The sequence below is a fragment of the Brevibacterium jeotgali genome, from assembly GCF_900169175.1.
Lineage (GTDB): Bacteria > Actinomycetota > Actinomycetes > Actinomycetales > Brevibacteriaceae > Brevibacterium > Brevibacterium jeotgali.
In genome coordinates this window covers 118,584-135,764 of the sequence record NZ_FXZM01000002.1, presented here as the reverse complement: position 1 = coordinate 135,764, position 17,181 = coordinate 118,584, and the positions used below count along the sequence as shown (strand labels likewise).

21 protein-coding genes are annotated in these 17,181 nt (G+C 68.4%); 14 read left to right on the top strand and 7 right to left on the bottom strand.

The genetic code is table 11. The features are described 5' to 3' along the window. Window positions 1-111: 111 nt before the first annotated feature. On the bottom strand, window positions 112-858 hold the full coding sequence (locus BJEO58_RS02495; RefSeq protein WP_101587466.1) for an ABC transporter permease: 747 nt from the start codon (window positions 856-858) through the stop codon (window positions 112-114). Next, entirely contained in the window at window positions 855-1,781 is a 927-nt protein-coding gene (locus tag BJEO58_RS02490) for an ABC transporter ATP-binding protein (protein WP_101587464.1), read from the bottom strand. Before BJEO58_RS02490 ends, BJEO58_RS02495 begins: the two co-directional genes overlap by 4 nt. 218 nt (window positions 1,782-1,999) lie before the next feature. Here BJEO58_RS02490 and BJEO58_RS02485 point away from each other — a divergent pair, with 218 nt between their 5' ends. The 10 genes from BJEO58_RS02485 (at window position 2,000) to BJEO58_RS02440 (ending at window position 11,008) form a co-directional block, all read left to right on the top strand. Beyond that, window positions 2,000-2,749 carry a helix-turn-helix transcriptional regulator gene (locus tag BJEO58_RS02485; protein WP_101587787.1) on the top strand — a complete coding sequence of 250 codons (750 nt, stop codon included), beginning with the start codon at window positions 2,000-2,002 and terminating at the stop codon, window positions 2,747-2,749. Continuing rightward, window positions 2,746-4,182, top strand: coding sequence for a Fe-S cluster assembly protein SufB (sufB, locus tag BJEO58_RS02480; RefSeq protein WP_101587463.1), 1,437 nt, complete (start codon window positions 2,746-2,748; stop codon window positions 4,180-4,182). Before BJEO58_RS02485 ends, sufB begins: the two co-directional genes overlap by 4 nt. Window positions 4,183-4,239: 57 nt before the next feature. Next, the gene (gene sufD, locus BJEO58_RS02475; protein ID WP_101587461.1) at window positions 4,240-5,391 is read left to right on the top strand and encodes a Fe-S cluster assembly protein SufD; all 1,152 of its coding nucleotides are present in this window, start codon (window positions 4,240-4,242) and stop codon (window positions 5,389-5,391) included. Beyond that, a complete protein-coding gene (locus BJEO58_RS02470; RefSeq protein WP_101587459.1) occupies window positions 5,388-5,702 on the top strand; it encodes a non-heme iron oxygenase ferredoxin subunit in 315 nt (104 codons plus the stop codon). The genes sufD and BJEO58_RS02470 overlap by 4 nt, the downstream gene beginning before the upstream one ends. Window positions 5,703-5,739: 37 nt before the next feature. After that, entirely contained in the window at window positions 5,740-6,495 is a 756-nt protein-coding gene (gene sufC / locus BJEO58_RS02465) for a Fe-S cluster assembly ATPase SufC (protein ID WP_101587457.1), read from the top strand. Between the two features lie 14 nt (window positions 6,496-6,509). Then, on the top strand, window positions 6,510-7,790 hold the full coding sequence (locus BJEO58_RS02460; protein ID WP_101587456.1) for a cysteine desulfurase: 1,281 nt from the start codon (window positions 6,510-6,512) through the stop codon (window positions 7,788-7,790). Further along, entirely contained in the window at window positions 7,787-8,257 is a 471-nt protein-coding gene (gene sufU, locus BJEO58_RS02455) for a Fe-S cluster assembly sulfur transfer protein SufU (protein ID WP_101587454.1), read from the top strand. The genes BJEO58_RS02460 and sufU overlap by 4 nt, the downstream gene beginning before the upstream one ends. Window positions 8,258-8,263: 6 nt before the next feature. After that, window positions 8,264-8,599, top strand: a complete 336-nt coding sequence (locus BJEO58_RS02450; protein WP_101587452.1) for a metal-sulfur cluster assembly factor — start codon at window positions 8,264-8,266, stop codon at window positions 8,597-8,599. Window positions 8,600-8,759: 160 nt separating this feature from the next. Beyond that, the gene (locus BJEO58_RS02445) at window positions 8,760-9,413 is read left to right on the top strand and encodes a ribonuclease H family protein (protein WP_101587451.1); all 654 of its coding nucleotides are present in this window, start codon (window positions 8,760-8,762) and stop codon (window positions 9,411-9,413) included. Further along, window positions 9,410-11,008, top strand: coding sequence for an ABC-F family ATP-binding cassette domain-containing protein (locus BJEO58_RS02440; RefSeq protein WP_101587449.1), 1,599 nt, complete (start codon window positions 9,410-9,412; stop codon window positions 11,006-11,008). The genes BJEO58_RS02445 and BJEO58_RS02440 overlap by 4 nt, the downstream gene beginning before the upstream one ends. A gap of 45 nt (window positions 11,009-11,053) precedes the next feature. On the opposite strand, the gene BJEO58_RS02435 is transcribed toward BJEO58_RS02440, so the two are convergent. Genes BJEO58_RS02435 through BJEO58_RS02425 form a run of 3 tightly spaced genes read right to left on the bottom strand, consistent with a single transcriptional unit; the run spans window position 11,054 to window position 12,664 of the window. After that, window positions 11,054-12,007 (bottom strand): SURF1 family cytochrome oxidase biogenesis protein, encoded by a 954-nt coding sequence (locus tag BJEO58_RS02435; protein WP_101587448.1) that lies wholly within the window; start codon window positions 12,005-12,007, stop codon window positions 11,054-11,056. Then, window positions 12,004-12,225: a hypothetical protein gene (locus BJEO58_RS02430; protein ID WP_101587446.1), complete on the bottom strand. Its 222-nt coding sequence runs from the start codon at window positions 12,223-12,225 to the stop codon at window positions 12,004-12,006. The genes BJEO58_RS02435 and BJEO58_RS02430 overlap by 4 nt, the downstream gene beginning before the upstream one ends. After that, entirely contained in the window at window positions 12,215-12,664 is a 450-nt protein-coding gene (locus BJEO58_RS02425) for a DUF3099 domain-containing protein (protein ID WP_101587445.1), read from the bottom strand. The genes BJEO58_RS02430 and BJEO58_RS02425 overlap by 11 nt, the downstream gene beginning before the upstream one ends. A 103-nt stretch (window positions 12,665-12,767) precedes the next feature. On the opposite strand from BJEO58_RS02425, the gene fabG reads away from it, so the two are divergent. The 3 genes from fabG to BJEO58_RS02410 all read left to right on the top strand — a co-directional run bounded on the left by fabG (window position 12,768) and on the right by BJEO58_RS02410 (window position 14,905). After that, window positions 12,768-13,511, top strand: coding sequence for a 3-oxoacyl-ACP reductase FabG (fabG, locus tag BJEO58_RS02420; RefSeq protein WP_101587443.1), 744 nt, complete (start codon window positions 12,768-12,770; stop codon window positions 13,509-13,511). A 62-nt stretch (window positions 13,512-13,573) separates the two neighbouring features. Next, complete coding sequence (gene fabI / locus BJEO58_RS02415; protein WP_101587441.1) at window positions 13,574-14,332, top strand: enoyl-ACP reductase FabI; 759 nt, start codon at window positions 13,574-13,576, stop codon at window positions 14,330-14,332. A gap of 63 nt (window positions 14,333-14,395) precedes the next feature. Further along, window positions 14,396-14,905 carry a SixA phosphatase family protein gene (locus tag BJEO58_RS02410; protein ID WP_101587785.1) on the top strand — a complete coding sequence of 170 codons (510 nt, stop codon included), beginning with the start codon at window positions 14,396-14,398 and terminating at the stop codon, window positions 14,903-14,905. A 6-nt stretch (window positions 14,906-14,911) separates the two neighbouring features. Here BJEO58_RS02410 and serB read toward each other — a convergent pair whose 3' ends face one another. Together serB and BJEO58_RS02400 are read right to left on the bottom strand one after the other, a co-directional pair. Continuing rightward, window positions 14,912-15,571, bottom strand: coding sequence for a phosphoserine phosphatase SerB (serB, locus tag BJEO58_RS02405; protein ID WP_101587440.1), 660 nt, complete (start codon window positions 15,569-15,571; stop codon window positions 14,912-14,914). Then, complete coding sequence (locus BJEO58_RS02400; RefSeq protein WP_101587438.1) at window positions 15,568-16,371, bottom strand: hypothetical protein; 804 nt, start codon at window positions 16,369-16,371, stop codon at window positions 15,568-15,570. The genes serB and BJEO58_RS02400 overlap by 4 nt, the downstream gene beginning before the upstream one ends. 24 nt (window positions 16,372-16,395) lie before the next feature. Between BJEO58_RS02400 and BJEO58_RS02395 the strand changes: the two genes are divergently transcribed. Then, window positions 16,396-17,181, top strand: a complete 786-nt coding sequence (locus BJEO58_RS02395) for an ABC transporter ATP-binding protein (RefSeq protein ID WP_101587436.1) — start codon at window positions 16,396-16,398, stop codon at window positions 17,179-17,181.

The window sequence follows — 17,181 nt, the reverse complement described above, 5'->3', positions numbered from 1 at the left end:
AGTATTCTAATGGGCGCCGACGGCAGGTGCTCGCCGGAGCGGGGAGTGGGACAGCCGGTCTCACTCCCCGACGTTGCGCGGGTGGAGCGCGCCTCAGTCCGAGAGCACGCCTCAGTCGAACGAGAACCAGCGCCGTGCCGCGAGGGTCCCGATCAGCGCCCACACCGCCAGGACGGCCAGCGCCGGCCACGCGATCGTGCCGTCGACGACGGATGCGCGCAGTGCGGTCCCGAGTGCTCCGGGCGGAAGGAACTCCATCACTCGTCCCCACGTCCCCTCGCGATGGAAGAGCAGTCCTCCGACCGACGCCATGAGGACCCAGAGGAGGTTCGCGACGGCGAGCGTCGCCTCTGGTCGCAGCGTGCCGGCCATGAGGACACCCCACGAGACGAGCGCCGAGGCACCGGTCAGCAGCGAGAGGATCATCCCCGGCCAGTTCAGCGTGACGAAGGACAGACCCAGTGCGGCAGCGGCGGCGAGCAGCAGCGTCGTCTGGACGACGAGCACGCAGACCACCGCACCGAGCTTGCCCCAGATGACACCCGCGGCACCGAGCGGAGTCGTGGCGAGCTGCCGGAGCACCCCGTACCGCCGGTCGAACGCGGTCTGGATCCCCTGTCCGGTGAACGCGATCGAGGCGACTGCGACGCCCAGCACCCCGGCGGCCGCGAACTGGACGGCCGACGACCCCGGGGGAACAGCCGTCAGCGACGACAGCACCTCCGTGCGGCCGAGGCCGACGAGGATGATGAGAGGCAGGATCACCGCGAGCAGCAGCTGCTCGCCGTTGCGGAGCACCGCGAGAGTCTCGAAGCGCGCTTGCGCCATGACGCGGCGCAGAGAGGCGGAGATCGTCATCGGAGGCTCCTCCCGGTCAGCTCGAGGAACACGTCGCCGAGTGACTTGCCGCGGAAGTCGAGTGAGCGCACCTCGACAGCGTGGTCGGCCAGCACGCCCGTGATCCGGTGGAGATCTGCGGTCGTGGGGCGCGCATCCAGTGTGATGACGTTCCCGTCGACGTGGACCGTTCCCTCCGCGGCGAGCGCGATGAGCGCCGACTCCGGTGGGGGGTCGTCCAGAATGATCCGCGCGGTCTTCCCGGGGACATCGCCGGCTTCCGTCCTCGTCAGTCCGGGCACAGTGCCGTGCGCGATGACGCGGCCGTGGTCGATGACCGTCACGACGTCTGCGAGGCGCTCCGCATCGGCCATGTCGTGGGTCGTCAGCACGATCGCCGCACCGGCTGTGCGCAGGTCCTGGACGACCTCGTCGACGGCGATGCGCGCCTGCGGATCCAGCCCCGCGGTCGGCTCGTCGAGGAAGACGAGGCGCGGCCGACCGATGAGGGCTGCGGCCAGTCCGACGCGCTGTCGCTGCCCTCCGGAGAGCCGCCGGATCGACCTGCCGGCGAACGCATCGATGCCCAGGCGGCCGACGAGGTCGTCCACGTCCGCCGGGTCCCGATAGAGCCGGGCGAGGTGGCGGAGGACCGCCACCGGCCGAGCCGACATCGGCAGGCCGCCGTCCTGGAGCATGACTCCCGTGCGCTCTGCCGTCTGCGCGTGGCTGCGCCCGGGGTCCAGCCCGAAGATGCGCACCTCGCCGGACTGAGGGGTGCGGAGTCCCACCGCACAGGCGATCGTGGAGGACTTCCCGGCGCCGTTGGGGCCCAGCAGCGCATGGACCTGCCCCTCGCGGGCTGTGAGTGAGACGTCCTCGACGGCGGTCGACCGACCGTACGACAGGGCGATGCGCTCGACGCACAGGGGGAGGGTGCTCATAGGGACCTCACTGTACTGTGTCCTGATCGGCCGCTCGGAGGCCCCGTCCCTGTGGTGGGGAGGACATCCGCACGGGTCGTGCGCCGCCCGGGGACCTCGACGTGAGGTACCTGACACGTTCCCTGGAACAAGGTCGGTGGCCCCCAGCGTTTACATCAGTACAATTAGGGCAGAGACTTGTTGCAGAAACGAGCGTACGAACTGGTGGGGAGGTGTCCGTGACCGCAGCAGAAGCGTTGCCGACCGATGATGGAAGGACCCGCCAGCGTGTGCTGGGCTCCGTCCTGGACCACGGGCCGATCTCTGCATCGTCGCTGGCGAAGATGATGGGACTGACTGCAGCCGCCATCCGCCGCCACCTGGACGCACTCACCGACGAAGGCCTCATCGAGGTCCGAGCACTCGCCGGTCAGCGTGCCGGACGGGGTCGCCCCGCTCGTCACTACACCGTCACATCTGCCGGTCACGCGCAGATCTCACACACCTACGACGAACTCGCAGTCGACGTGCTCGAGTACGTCAAGGATGCCGCCGGACCGGAGCTCGTCGAGGGGTTCGTCCGGCAGCACACGGATCGTCTGCGGGACCGCCTGCGCGATCGTCTGCCCGACTTCCGGAACGGCGCACACGGGGAGGGGACCGTCGCAGAGCGTTCGCGTCGGCTCGCCCGGGCGCTGGACCGGGAGGGCTTCGCAGCATCGGCGACACCGGTGGCAGCCGGAACGCCGATGGAGGCGATGCAGCTCTGTCAGGGCCACTGCCCCATCCGCAACGTGGCCGAGCGCTTCCCCGAGTTCTGCGAAGCGGAGCTCGGGGTGCTGTCCGAATACGTCGGCGTCGACGTGCGCCGCCTGTCGACCCTCGCGGGCGGCGCACACGTCTGCACCACACACATCCCCACGTCCGCACTGGCTCGCCCCCTCATCGGCGAGCCCGGCTCGGACCCCAGACAAGGAGGTTCACGGTGACCGACACCGCCGAGACCAACAGGATCCTCGAGCTCAACCCCGAACTCGAGGGCATCGGTGCCTACCAGTACGGCTGGCACGACAAGGACGAGGCCGGTGAGACCGCAGAGCGCGGCCTCAGCGAGGACGTCGTCCGGAACATCTCCGAGATCAAGGAGGAGCCGGACTGGATGCTCCAGCGCCGGCTCAAGGCGCTGAAGCTCTTCGAGAAGAAGCCCATGCCGTCGTGGGGCGCCGATCTCTCCGGCATCCACTTCGACGACATCAAGTACTTCGTGCGCTCCACCGAGGGCCAGGTGCAGTCGTGGGAGGACCTCCCCGAGGACATCAAGACGACCTACGACCGTCTCGGCATCCCGGAGGCGGAGAAGCAGCGCCTCGTCGCGGGCGTCGCCGCGCAGTACGAGTCCGAGGTCGTGTACCACCGCATCAATGAGGAGCTCGAGCGCCAGGGCGTCATCTTCATGGATACGGACACGGCTCTCAAGGAGCACCCTGAGATCTTCGAGGAGTACTTCGGGACGGTCATCCCCTCCGGCGACAACAAGTTCTCCGCGCTCAACACCGCCGTGTGGTCGGGCGGCTCGTTCGTCTACGTCCCCAAGGGCGTCCACGTCGAGATCCCGCTGCAGGCCTACTTCCGCATCAACACGGAGAACATGGGGCAGTTCGAGCGGACGCTGATCATCGCGGACGAGGGCTCCTACGTCCACTACGTCGAGGGCTGCACCGCACCCATCTACAAGTCCGACTCCCTGCACTCCGCAGTGGTCGAGATCATCGCGAAGAAGGACGCACGCGTCCGCTACACGACGATCCAGAACTGGTCGAACAACGTGTACAACCTCGTGACGAAGCGTGCGATCGCAGAGCAGGGCGCGACCATGGAATGGGTCGACGGCAACATCGGCTCCAAGGTCACGATGAAGTACCCGGCGATCTGGCTGACGGGCGAGTACGCGCGCGGCGAGACGCTGTCGGTCGCCTTCGCCGGCGCGGGCCAGCACCAGGACACCGGTTCCAAGATGGTGCACGCGGCGCCGCACACGCAGTCATCGATCGTCGCGAAGTCCGTGGCCCGAGCAGGTGGCCGGTCGGGCTACCGAGGCCTCGTCCACATCCACCCCGGTGCGCACGGGTCCTCGAACAACGTGCTGTGCGATGCGCTGCTCGTCGACGACGACTCGCGGTCGGACACATACCCGTACATCGACATCCGCGAGGACGACGTGACCCTGGGCCACGAGGCGACGGTGTCGAAGGTGAGCGAGGACCAGCTCTTCTACCTCATGTCCCGCGGGATGGAGGAGACGGAGGCGATGGCGATGATCGTGCGCGGCTTCATCGAGCCGATCGCGCGTGAGCTCCCCATGGAGTACGCGCTCGAACTCAACAAGCTGATCGAACTGCAGATGGAGGGTTCCCTGGGCTGATCTGGTCGTCACAGACCTCGCTCAGCACACTCGGAACCACCAGGAGACCTAAGACACATGACACAGACATTGGATACGCGCTCCGGCGTGCCCGCCCTCCTCAACGGCCGCCAGGACCGCACCCGCAGCTTCGACCTCGCGGACTTCCCGCCGGTCAACGGCCGGGAGGAGGAGTGGCGCTTCACCCCTGTGAAGCGCCTGGCCGACTTCTTCGAGGACAGCGGATCGGACGCGACGCTCTCGATCACCACTGACCTGCCCGAGGCGGTGACTGTCGAGACGATCACTCTCGATGCGGCGCGCGCACACGGAATCCTCGAGCCCGAGGACCGTCCCGCAGCGATCGCCGCAGCGAGAGCCGGGGGAGTCACCCACTACTCGATCCCTCCGGATGCCGAGATCGACGACCCCGTCGTCATCCGCGCGAACGGCACGGGCGACGACACCGTCCACGGCCACGTCCTGCTCACGATCGGCGCCAACGCGAAGGCGACTGTCGTCTTCGAGCACGAGGGCCGCGCACGGTACTCGGAGTTCTTCTCCGTCGTCGTCGAGGACGGCGCCTCGCTCACGCTGGCCTCCCTGCAGCTGTGGGACGACGAGTCCGTCCACCTGGGGCAGCACGACGCGCTCGTCGGCAAGGACGCGTACTACCGCCACATCTCCGTGACGCTCGGCGGCGACATCGTCCGTCTGGGCTCCAACGTCCGCTACCGGGGCCCCGGCGGCGAAGCGGAGCTGCTGGGCCTCTACTTCGCTGACGCGGGCCAGCACCTCGAGCACCGCACCTTCATCGACCACAACACCCCGAAGGCGACCTCGAACGTCATGTACAAGGGTGCGCTGCAGGGGAAGGACGCCCGCAGCGTCTGGGTGGGCGACGTGCTCATCCGTCCCGAGGCAGAGGGCATCGACACGTACGAGCTCAACCGCAATCTCATCCTCACGGACGGCGCACGAGCCGACTCGGTGCCCAACCTCGAGATCGAGACCGGCAACATCGAAGGTGCGGGTCACGCGTCGTCGACCGGCCGATTCGACGAGCAGCACCTGTTCTACCTCATGAGCCGGGGGATCGCCGAAGAGGAAGCGCGCCGACTCGTGGTCCGCGGCTTCTTCAACGAGGTGATCCAGAAGATCGGCATCCCGGAGATCGAATCCGTTCTCAACGAGAAGATCGAGGAAGAGCTCGCGCGGAGCGTTCTGTGAGCCTCGTCCCCGTACTCGCAGCAGACGACCTGGCCGCCGGGTCCGCTGTGCGCATCATCGTCGAGGACCGAGAGGTCTGCATCGCGCGGACTGAGGACGGGACCGTCCATGCCATCGACGACGTGTGCACGCACGGGGAGGTCTCCCTCGCCGAGGGCGACGTCCTCGGATGCACGGTCGAGTGCTGGCTGCACGGTTCCGCCTTCGACCTCCGCAACGGGGAACCCACGACACCGCCGGCGTTCGAACCCGTCGAGGTCTACGCGTGCGAAGAGCGCGACGGACAGATCTTCGTCGACGTCGCCGGCTGACGACACACTTCCACTCAGACACGAATACGAGGTAGTCATGACCACTCTCTCCATCAAGGATCTGCACGTCTCCGTCGAAACGGAGACGGGAGCGAAGGAGATCCTGAAGGGCCTCACGCTCGACATCAACAGCACCGAGACCCACGCGATCATGGGGCCCAACGGCTCCGGCAAGTCGACTCTCGCCTACGCACTCGCGGGCCACCCCCGCTACGAGGTGACCTCCGGCTCCGTCACGCTCGGCGGTGAGGACGTCCTCGAGATGACCGTGGACGAGCGCGCGAAGGCGGGCCTGTTCCTCGCGATGCAGTACCCCGTCGAGGTCCCCGGCGTCACCGTCACGAACTTCCTGCGCACCGCGAAGACCGCGGTCGACGGTGAGGCTCCCAAGCTCCGCACGTGGACCAAGGAGCTGTCGGCGTCCATGAAGAACCTGCGCATGGACCCGGACTTCGCGTCGCGCAGCGTGAACGAGGGCTTCTCCGGCGGTGAGAAGAAGCGCCACGAGATCCTGCAGATGCAGATGCTCAAGCCGCAGTTCGCCGTCCTGGACGAGACGGACTCCGGTCTCGACGTCGATGCTCTGCGCGTCGTGTCCGAGGGCGTCAACGCCGCGAAGGAGAACAGCGATCTGGGCGTCCTGCTCATCACGCACTACACGCGCATCCTGCAGTACGTCCGCCCCGACCACGTCCACGTGCTCGTGAACGGCCGCGTCGCGGAATCCGGCGGTCCCGAGCTGGCCGATCGCCTCGAGTCCGAGGGCTACGACCGCTTCCTCGTCGAGGCCTGAGCGGATACGCGTCGATGGATCCCCTCGAGACCACCCGAGTGCGTGGTGATTTCCCGCTGCTGGAGCGCACGATGAACGGCAGACGGCTCGCGTACCTGGATTCGGGTGCGACCGCTCAGAAGCCGACGTGCGTCATCGACGCGGAGCAGGACTTCCTCACCCGCTCGAACGCCGCCGTCCACCGCGGGGCCCACAGCCTCGCGGTGGAGGCGACGGATGCCTTCGAAGCCGGCCGTTCGGCCATGGCCGGCTTCGTGGGCGCAGCGGTGGAGGAGATCGTCTGGACGAAGAACGCCACGGAGTCGCTCAACGTGGTCTCCTACGGCTTCGCGAACGCCTCCGCCGGACTCGGCGGTTCCGAGGCCGAGCGATTCCGCGTGGGTCCCGGGGACTCGATCGTCGTCACGGAGATGGAGCACCATGCGAACCTGGTCCCGTGGCAGCAGCTCGCGCTGCGCACCGGAGCCGAGCTTCGCTGGCTCCCGCTCACGGACGACGGATTCCTCGACCTCACCGACCTGACCGAGGTCGTCGACGCCTCCACCCGCGTGCTCGCGTTCACACACGTGTCCAATGTCCTGGGAACCGTCAACGACGTCCCCAGACTCGTAGAACGGGCACGTGAGGTCGGAGCCTTCACGGTCCTCGACGCGTGCCAGTCAGCGGCGCACCTGCCTCTCGACCTCCGGGAGCTCGATGTGGACTTCGCGGCGTTCTCCGGGCACAAGATGCTGGGGCCCACCGGCGTCGGCGTGCTCTACGGCCGCAAGGAGCTGCTCGACGCCCTGCCGCCGGTCCTCACCGGCGGTTCCATGATCACGACGGTGACGATGGAGGAGTCGGGCTTCCTGCCCGCACCCCAGCGGTTCGAGGCGGGCACGCAGCCCGTCGCACAGATCGTGGGACTCGCGGCGGCGGTCGAGTATCTGAGCGAGATCGGGATGGACGTCGTCGCCGCGCATGAACGCGCGGTCGGCGCCGCCATGCTCGAGGGAGTCGCGTCGGTTCCGGGAGTCCGTATCCTGGGCCCGCAGGATCCGGCCGTCCGCATCGGATCCGTCTCGTTCGACGTGGACGGCGTGCACGCCCACGACGTCGGACAGTTCCTCGATGCGCAGGGCGTCGCCGCACGGGTGGGCCACCACTGCGCCCAGCCGCTGCACAGGCGCTACGGCATCACCGCCTCGACACGCGCCAGCGCCGCCGTCTACACCGACCGGGAAGACGTCGACCAGTTCGTCGCGGCACTCCGAGACGTCCGGCCGTTCTTCGGCCTGGATCGAGGCACACCATGACGGATCTCTCACAGCTCTACCAGCAGGTGATCCTCGACCACGCGAAGCAGCGCGTCGGCGAGGGCACTCTGCGCGCACCGTCCGCACACGATCGGCCTGCCGGCTTCGGCTCGTCCCATCAGGTCAATCCCACCTGCGGCGATGAGATCACCGTGGAGTTCGGGACTGCCACCAGCACGGACCCTCCGCTGGTGTGGGACGGAGCGGGCTGCTCCATCTCGATGGCGTCCGCGTCCGTCGCGAGCGAGATGCTCCTGGAGCAGGGGGTCCCGGGCTTCCGCGCAGCGGCACCCGCTTTCCGCGAGCTCATGCACTCACGCGGCAGGGGCGAGCCTGATGAGAGCCTCTTGGGAGACGCTGCCGCGTTCCAGGGCGTGTCGAAGTTCCCCGGTCGTATCAAATGCGCTCTGCTTGCGTGGGTGGCGTTCGAGGACGCGATCGCGCAAGCTGAGACTACGAAGGAGTGATCACTTATGCCCGATGTCATCGACTCACCCTCCACCGCGTCGCCCGACGAGGTGACCGAAGCGCTCTATGACGTGATGGACCCCGAACTGGGCGTCAACATCGTCGACCTCGGGCTGCTGTACGGCGTCAGCGTCGACGACGAGGGCGTCGCGATCGTCGAGATGACCCTCACCTCCGCAGCATGCCCGCTCACCGACGTGCTCGAGGACCAGGTGGCCCAGGTGCTCGACGGGATCGTCCCGGCGTTCCGGCTCAACTGGGTCTGGATGCCGCCGTGGGGACCGGAGAAGATCACCGAGGACGGCCGCGAGCAGATGCGGGCGCTCGGCTTCAATATCTGATCCACCGCATCACCGGGGCGCAGGGGCTCCCGCACCGTCGGCACTGACACGTGCCGACGGATGTGGGGGCCTCTGCGTCGTTCCCGTAGCATGGTGTGGCCCCGACGGTCGCCGTCGGAGCACGCCCTCGCAGCACGCCCCACCTCGAAACGGAGAATCTGTGACCCTCACCGCCGCCGCCGATGGCTCGGCCCTCGGCAACCCCGGACCCGCAGGCTGGGCCTGGTACATCGACGAGGAGCGCTGGGCGGCGGGCGGCTGGCCCTCGGGGACGAACAACCGCGGTGAGCTGCAGGCTGTCATCGAACTCCTCGAAGCCGCCGCCGACGTCGATGACCTGCACATCCTCTGCGACTCGAAGTACGTCATCAACTCAGTCACGAAGTGGATGCCGAAGTGGAAGCTCCAGGGCTGGAAGAAGGCCAACAAGGAGGATGTCCTCAACCGTGACCAGATGGAACGACTCGACGCACTCATGACGGCCCGGAGCGCCGCGAATCGCGGGGTGCGCTTCGAATGGGTGAAGGGCCATTCGGGGCATGCCCTCAACGATGCCGCCGACGAGCGCGCACGCGGAGCCGCGGAGGCCATGCGCGCGGGCGCGCAGGTCCCCGCCGGGCCCGGGATGGGGGAGCCGGGCGTCGTCCCGGTGGAGGCCTCCGTGGAGTCGGCCGACGCCTCGACAGTGGTCGTCTCGTGTCCGCTCGACATCGACCTCGCCGAGGCGATCGTGTCCCGCGCCCGGTCCGCCGGTCGCAGTCCGCAGGAACTGCTCGCGGACTTGATCCGCACCGGTTGGGAGGCCCGCGCATGATCTCTGCAGGAGACATCAGCGTCGTCGTCGGTTCGCGCACACTCATGACGGGTGTGTCGTTCCGCGTCGACAAGGGGGACCGCGTAGGCCTCGTCGGTCGGAACGGCGCGGGGAAGACCACGCTCACCAAGGTGCTCATGGAGGAGATGCAGCCCGCTGACGGCACGGTGTCCCGCTCCGGTTCCATGGGCTACCTCCCGCAGGATCCGCGAGCCGGCGACCCGAAGTCCACCGGCCGGGAACGGATCCTCGGAGCTCGTGAACTCGATGTGCTCGCACGGCGCATGCGTCGCGCCGAGGAGCAGATGTCCTCACCGGATCCCAAGGTGATGGAGAAGGCCATCGACAAGTATCCGCGCATCGAGGCGGAGTTCGTCGCGGCCGGCGGCTACGCGGCGGAATCGGAGGCGTTCTCGATCGCGGCGAACCTGGGCCTCGACGAGGACCGTCTGAATCAGACGCTCGACACGCTGTCCGGCGGTCAGCGCCGGCGGGTCGAACTCGCACGGATACTCTTCGCCGCCCCGGACACGATGATCCTCGATGAGCCGACGAACCACCTCGACGCGGAGTCCGTGACATGGCTGCGCGATTACCTCAAGACGTACTCCGGCGGGCTCGTGATCATCTCGCACGACCTCGATCTGATCGACGAGGTCGTGAACAAGGTGTTCTTCCTCGACGCGAACCGTCAGGTCATCGACATCTACTCGATGTCGTACCGCCAGTACCTCAAGCAGCGGGAGGCGGACGAGAGGCGCCGCCGCCGGGAGCGCACGAACGCGGAGAAGAAGGCGTCCGCGCTGCATGCGCAGGCGGACAAGATGCGTGCGAAGGCGACCAAGACGGTCGCGGCGCAGAACATGGCGAAGCGAGCGGACAAGATGCTGTCCGGCCTCGAGGCGGAGCGTGCGGCCGACAAGATCGCGCACCTGCGATTCCCCGCGCCTGCCTCCTGCGGTCGCGTTCCCCTCACAGCGTCGGGCCTGTCGCAGTCGTATGGATCGACCGAGGTGTTCACCGGCGTCGACCTCGCGATCGATCGCGGCACGCGCGTCGTCGTCCTGGGCTTCAACGGCGCCGGGAAGACGACGCTGCTGCGCCTGCTGGCCGGTGTGGAGGATGCGGATTCCGGCGAGGTCCTGCCCGGCCACGGCCTCAAGCTCGGCTACTACGCGCAGGAGCACGAGACTCTCGACATGTCGAAGTCCGTGCTGGAGAACATGCGGGCGGAATCACCGCACCTCGATGACACCGGGGTGCGCACGGTGCTGGGCTCGTTCCTCTTCAGTGGAGACGACGTCCACAAGCCGGCGAACGTGCTGTCCGGTGGTGAGAAGACTCGACTGGCACTGGCCACGCTCGTCGTCTCCAGCGCGAACGTGCTGCTGCTGGACGAGCCGACCAACAACCTCGACCCTGCGTCACGCGAGGAGATCCTGTCGGCGATCCGCCGCTACGAGGGCGCCATCGTGCTCGTCACCCACGATGAGGGTGCGGTCCAGGCCCTCGATCCGGATCGTGTCCTGCTCCTGCCGGACGGCGACGAGGACCACTGGTCGGAGTCCTACCTGGACCTCGTCACACTGACCTGACTGAGGACCGCGGCCCCGGCCGGGTGTCTGAGACCCGGCCGGGTCTCAGACACCCAGCTGGGAGTCGAGGGCCGCATCCTCGTCCTCCTGCTCGCGCCTGCGTGAGCGTGGGATCAGTCGTGGTTCCGGACTGCGGCTGCCGGCCGCGGCGGCCCTCCGCGACGCGGCAGGACTGCGGCCGGGGCGCTTGACACCTCCGGCCCGCAGCGCTTCCTTGTCGACCACGACGTACTCGACCCCGTCCACGACGGAATCCTCCGCGATCTCTGCGTCACGTTCACCGCGGCGGATGGCAGCCCGCTCTCTCTTGGCGGCGTAGACGACGCCGCCCAGGATCATGATGCCGAAGGTGATCCATTGGAACGTGTAGCTCAGGTGTGAGCCGGGGTCCGTGTTCGGAACGGGGAGGGCCTCGAGGGATGCGGCCGGGGCCGGCTCCTCGGCGTCGAGGTACCCGTACGCATTCGCGTAGGCGTCGTCTCCCACGAGGAGCGGCGGATCGATCGCCACGACGGATTCGCCGGTGTTCTCCGCCGGGTCACCGTCCTGGGCAGGACGCAGCCACGCGGAGAGCGTGACCTCCCCCGGGGGAGGTGCGGGTGCCTCGGCGGCGGTCGCATCCGCACCGGAACCCGGCTCCCAACCGCGGGCCACGAGCAGCGTGCCACCGCCCTCCACGTCGAACGGGACGAGGACCCAGTAGCCCGCGCCGCCGTCCTTGGGACGGTTGCGGGCGACGAGCGACTCGTCCGCGCGGTAGGTGCCCGTCGCCCGGACGTGCGTCCACTCCTCGTGCTCCGCGAACGGCGCATCCGCATCCGGCAGGACCTCGGAGAGGGGAACCTCCGGTGCGCCGTAGTGCCTCTCGATGCGCTCGATCTCGGCATCCCGGTCCTCGCGGCGGTCGTTCTGCCACGATGCGAGGAGACCGCAGAACAGCGCTGCGAGGACGGCGAAGGCGAAGTACTGCAGCCAGCGACGGGAGAGGAGGAACCTCATCCGGCGCCCTCGGGGATCGCATGGGCGTCGACCGTCTCTCGGAGGAAGCCGCGCAGCGTGAGGAACTCCTCGAGGTGCTCGCGGTGCTCGTCGCACGCGAGCCAGACCTTGCGCCGCTCCTCGGTGTGGAGCGACGGGTTGTTCCACAGCAGGGCGTGGGCGGCTGCACCGCGGCAGCCCTTCGCGGAACAGATGAGCGCGGGTGCCTCAGCTGTCATCCTCGTCCTCCTCGTTGTCTGTCATGCGGGCCGCCTCCGGCGTGTCCCGGTCCAGTGTGTCGGCCAGGACCTCGCCGACGATCAGCAGCTCCTCCGAAGCGTCCGGCACGTCGGGCGCATCGGGCTGGCGGTCCGTCGACTCGGGCGACGGGGTCGCCTCTGCCGGCAGGACCGGCTGCGGCGGACCGTCGACGCCTGTCATCTCGTAGTGCACCAGCCGTTCGTTGCGGGAGTTCGCTATGACGACCGCGATATACGGCAGCACGACGGCACCGCCCAGCATGACCCACCGGAGCGGACCGGAGACGACGAAGGCGAGCAGCAGGCACACGACTCGGATGATCATCGAGATCGTGTAGCGCCGCACGCGCTGTTCGTAGTCCTTGTCAGCGGATTCCTGTGCATCCGAGACAGAGGTCGGGGGTCTGTTCTCCACCATAGCCACTGCTCATTCTATCTCCGATAGTGTGGTCCCTGTTCATGCCCTCCCGCAGTCCGTGTACGACCTGCGGCTCACCTCGACCCGCCCAGGAGCGATGACAATGACTCAGACCACCCCGAGCGCCGGAGAGGCCGCGGCGACCCCCCGCGTCGTGCTCGTCACCGGCGGCAACCGCGGCATCGGACGGACGATCGCGGAGCAGATGATCGCCACCGGCCATCGAATCGCGGTCACGTCTCGCAGCGGCGACGCGCCGGAGGGTGCACTCGCCGTCGCGGCGGACGTGACGGATGCGGAGTCGCTGGATCAGGCGTTCACCACCGTCGAGGCCGAACTGGGCGCGGTCGAGGTCGTCGTCGCGAACGCGGGCATCACCGCGGACAACCTCCTCATGCGCATGACGGACGACGAGTTCTCGTCGGTCATCGACACCAATCTGGGCGGCGCCTACCGCACGGCTCGACGCGCGATCACGAACATGATCCGCGCGAAGTTCGGCCGCATCGTCCTCATCTCGTCGGTCTCCGGTCTCTACGGCGTCGCAGGGCAGTCCAACTACTCCTCGTCGAAGGCGGGGCTCGTGGGCCTTGCCCGATCGATCACACGCGAGGTGGGCTCCCGCGGCATCACCGCCAACGTCGTCGCGCCGGGCTTCGTCCGCACCGACATGACCGACGAGCTGCCGGAGAAGCAGCAGAAGGAGTACCTGCAGCAGATCCCGGCGAAGCGCTTCGCGGAGCCGGACGAGGTCGCGCAGGTGGTCCGCTGGATCGCCTCGGACGAGGCCGCGTACATCTCCGGTGCCGTCATCCCGGTCGACGGCGGTCTCGGCATGGGACACTGATCCACAGCATTCTTCGAAGGCAGACGTCGCCTTCGACGGTCTCTGATTAGAAAGGCCCCCATATGGGAATCCTCGACGGTAAGCGCATCCTCGTCACCGGCGTGCTCACGGAGGCGTCGATCGCCTTCGCCGCGGCCCGCCTCGCGCAGGAGCAGGGAGCGGAGGTCATCCTCTCTTCCTTCGGGCGCCAGATGAAGATCACCTCGGTCATCTCGGAGCGTCTTCCGCAGCCGGCTCAGGTCATCGAGCTCGATGCAACGGACGAGGACGACCTCGCCGCACTGCCCGAGCGTCTGGGCGGCAACATCGACGGCATCGTCCACGCGATCGCCTTCGCGCCGAAGGACGCACTGGGCGGCGTCTTCCTCGACACCCCCTTCGAGTCCGTGTCCAACGCCATGCACGTCTCGGCGTTCTCGCTGAAGTCGATCGCGGTCGCCGCGAAGCCGGCGCTCAATCCCGGAGCAGGCATCGTCGCACTCACCTTCGACGCGACCGTCGCGTGGCCCGTGTATGACTGGATGGGCGTGGCCAAGGCGGCCCTCGAGTCCACCGCCCGCTACCTCGCCAAGTACCTGGGCGAGGACGACATCCGCGTGAACCTCGTGTCCGCCGGGCCGCTCAAGACGACGGCAGCGACATCGATCCCCGGCTTCGAAGGCCTCGAGAACATGTGGGCGGACCGCGCACCGCTGGGCTGGGACCAGAAGAACACGGAGCCCGCGGGCAAGGCGATCGTCTCCCTCCTGTCCGATTGGTTCCCGGCGACGACCGGCGAGATGGTCCACGTCGACGGCGGCCTCCACATGACAGGCGCCTGACGCGGACTCCGATGCGGTCGGCTGACCGCTGACACCCCCGTGGCGGGCGGGTACGGTGAGAGCATGCCTCTCCTCGTACTCGCCCGCCACGCGCATACCATCCCCGCTGCCGAGGCCGGAACCGACGACGTCGACCGGCCGCTGAGCGACGCCGGCCGGGCCCAGGCCCGTCGGATGGGTGAGCATCTGGCGACGTACTCACCGGGGGTCGACACGGTCATCGCGTCATCAGCAGTCCGCACGATCGCCACCGCCGAGGCCGTCGCCGCCGGCATCGGGATCGATCCTGCCGCTGTGGTCCGGGAGCCGTCGCTCTACAACGGCTGGGTGGATGACTGGGCCGAGGCGATGGCGACCATCCCCGCCGATGCGTCCGGAGCCGTCATCGTGGGACACGAGCCGACCGTGAGCGCTGTCGTCGCGCACGTCACCGACGGCGGAGCCTCCGGACAGGTGCCCCGGTTCCCACCGAGCTCCATCGCGGTGTTCCGCCTGGAGTCGTGGGACGCGCTGGATGCACCGGGCGTCGCCGGTGCGGCCCGACCAGAGCTCATCCGTCACTTCAAGGACTGAGACACGTCAGGCGGTGAGCGCGCTCTGCGCCGCCTCCCACACGATCGTGAGATCGCGGTCGTCCACGATCACGTCCGCGTGAGGCCTGAGCGCCGGCTTCGCGCAGAAGGCGACGCCCACCGCCGCGGCCTCGAGCATGTCGATGTCGTTGGCGCCGTCGCCCACTGCGATCGTGCGCGTGGGGTCGATGCCGCGTGCGTCGGCGATCTCCCGCAGGTGCCGAGCCTTGCCCTCACGGTCGACGATCTCTCCCAGGACCCTGCCCGTGAGGACCTCGGACGCGCCCTCTGAGCGGGTCTCGAGATGGTTCGCGCGGACCTCGTCGATCCCCATTCCACGCGTCACCTGCTCGATGACGGTGGTGAAGCCCCCGGACAGGAGCGCCACGGACCAGCCCGCAGCATGAGCCGCGGCGACGACCTCGGCGGCACCGCGGGTGAGGGTCACGGCGGCTGCCGCATCGGCGAAGACGCTCACCGGCAGTCCCTCGAGGACCGCCACCCGTTCCCGGAGGCTCTGGGCGAAGTCCAGTTCACCGCGCATCGCGCGCTCAGTCACCGCGGCGACCTCGGACCTGAGTCCCGTCGCATCGGCGAGCAGCTCGATGACCTCCTCCTCGATGAAGGTGGAGTCGACGTCGAACACGAGCAGGCCCTGATCAGTCATGGTTCGATCCTATGCCGCGTGAGTGCGGTGATGACGCGAGCCGCCGCGCTGTGGACCTCTGCGAGCGCCGGGCCGACCGTGGGGCCTCCCGTCTGCGCGGGCACCGCGAGCGACGAGAGGCTCCCGTGCACGTGCAGTGCCGTGTGGAGGCTGCGAGCCGCATCGTGGTCTCCTGTGAGCAGCGCGAGAGCGGTGTGCTGGGTGTCGTCGTGATCCCCGGAGAGGTCCGCCTGCCAATCGCGCCACGGCAGATCGGCGACGGGCACGGTCGCTGCGTCCGTGTGCGACTCCACGGCCTTCAGCGCGTGCATGACGGACTCGCGCAGGCGGCGTGAGGCCTCGGCCGGGGTCGTGTGGTCGACGGGGGCGAACACGGAGGGTGCACAGGACACGGCTGCGACATCACCCTCCAGACCGACGGCGGCGACCGCCAGAGCCGCACCGGCCGCGTCCTCGACGACGCACAGCGCGCGGGTCCGCGCAGAGGCCCTCGCCGTCGCCCGGCGTCCGTCGCGGTCCAGTCGCGGCACCCGCAGCGGAAGAGACGGGTGCACGGGCTCGGCACGGACCCGGACCGCTCCGGCGCGGCGCAGTCCGGCGGCCCAGAGGAGCAGCCCGGCAGGCACCTCGGCGCCGGGTCCTGCCGGCGGCGCGAACACCGTGTCGGAGACGACCAGAGGCACCGGCAGACCAGCGGAGACGAACGCCTCCGACACGTCGTCCGGGACAGTGCGTTCCGCCAGCCGTGCGGTGACCGCAGTGGCGAAGAGGACAGGGAGGAGGGGTGTCGTCGTGGTCATCGCTGGAAGTATAGGGTGACAGGTATGAGTGCAGTGGTGGAGTTCGATTCGGTCAGTGTCCGTCGCGGTCAGACGATCCTCCTGGAGGATCTCAGCCTGACGGTGCGCGAAGGCGAGCACTGGGCGATTCTGGGGCCCAACGGTGCGGGCAAGACGACCCTCCTGCAGCTCGCCGGTGCGCGCATGCACCCCACCACGGGCACGGTGCACCTCCTCGAGGAGCAGCTGGGTCGCGTCGACGTGTTCGAACTGCGACCGCGCATCGGCTTCGCGTCGTCCAATCTGGCGCAGCAGATGCCCGGTTCGGAGATCGTGCGGGACCTCGTGCTCACCGCGGCCTACGGAGTGCTGGGCCGGTGGACCGAGGAGTACGAGGATTCCGACGTGCAGCGAGCAGAGGACCTGCTCCACGCGTTCCGGATCGGCGAGCTCGCGCACCGACCGTTCGGCACGCTCAGCGAAGGCGAGCGGAAGCGCGCGCAGGTCGCTCGCTCGCTCATGACGGACCCGGAGCTGCTCCTGCTCGACGAGCCCGCCAGCGGCCTCGACCTGGGTGGTCGTGAGGAGCTCCTGCTGGCGCTCACGGAGATCCTCGGCTCGCCCGGCGCGCCGACGACGATGATGGTCACCCATCACGTCGAGGAGATCCCCCAGGGCATCACCCACGCGCTGCTCCTGCGGGACGGCGGCATCGTGGCCGCGGGTCCGCTGCACGAAGCGCTGACCGCGGAGAACCTCACCGCCACGTTCGACGTCCCCGTCATCCTCCACGAGCAGGACGGGCGCTTCACCGCTCGCGCGCAGTTCTGA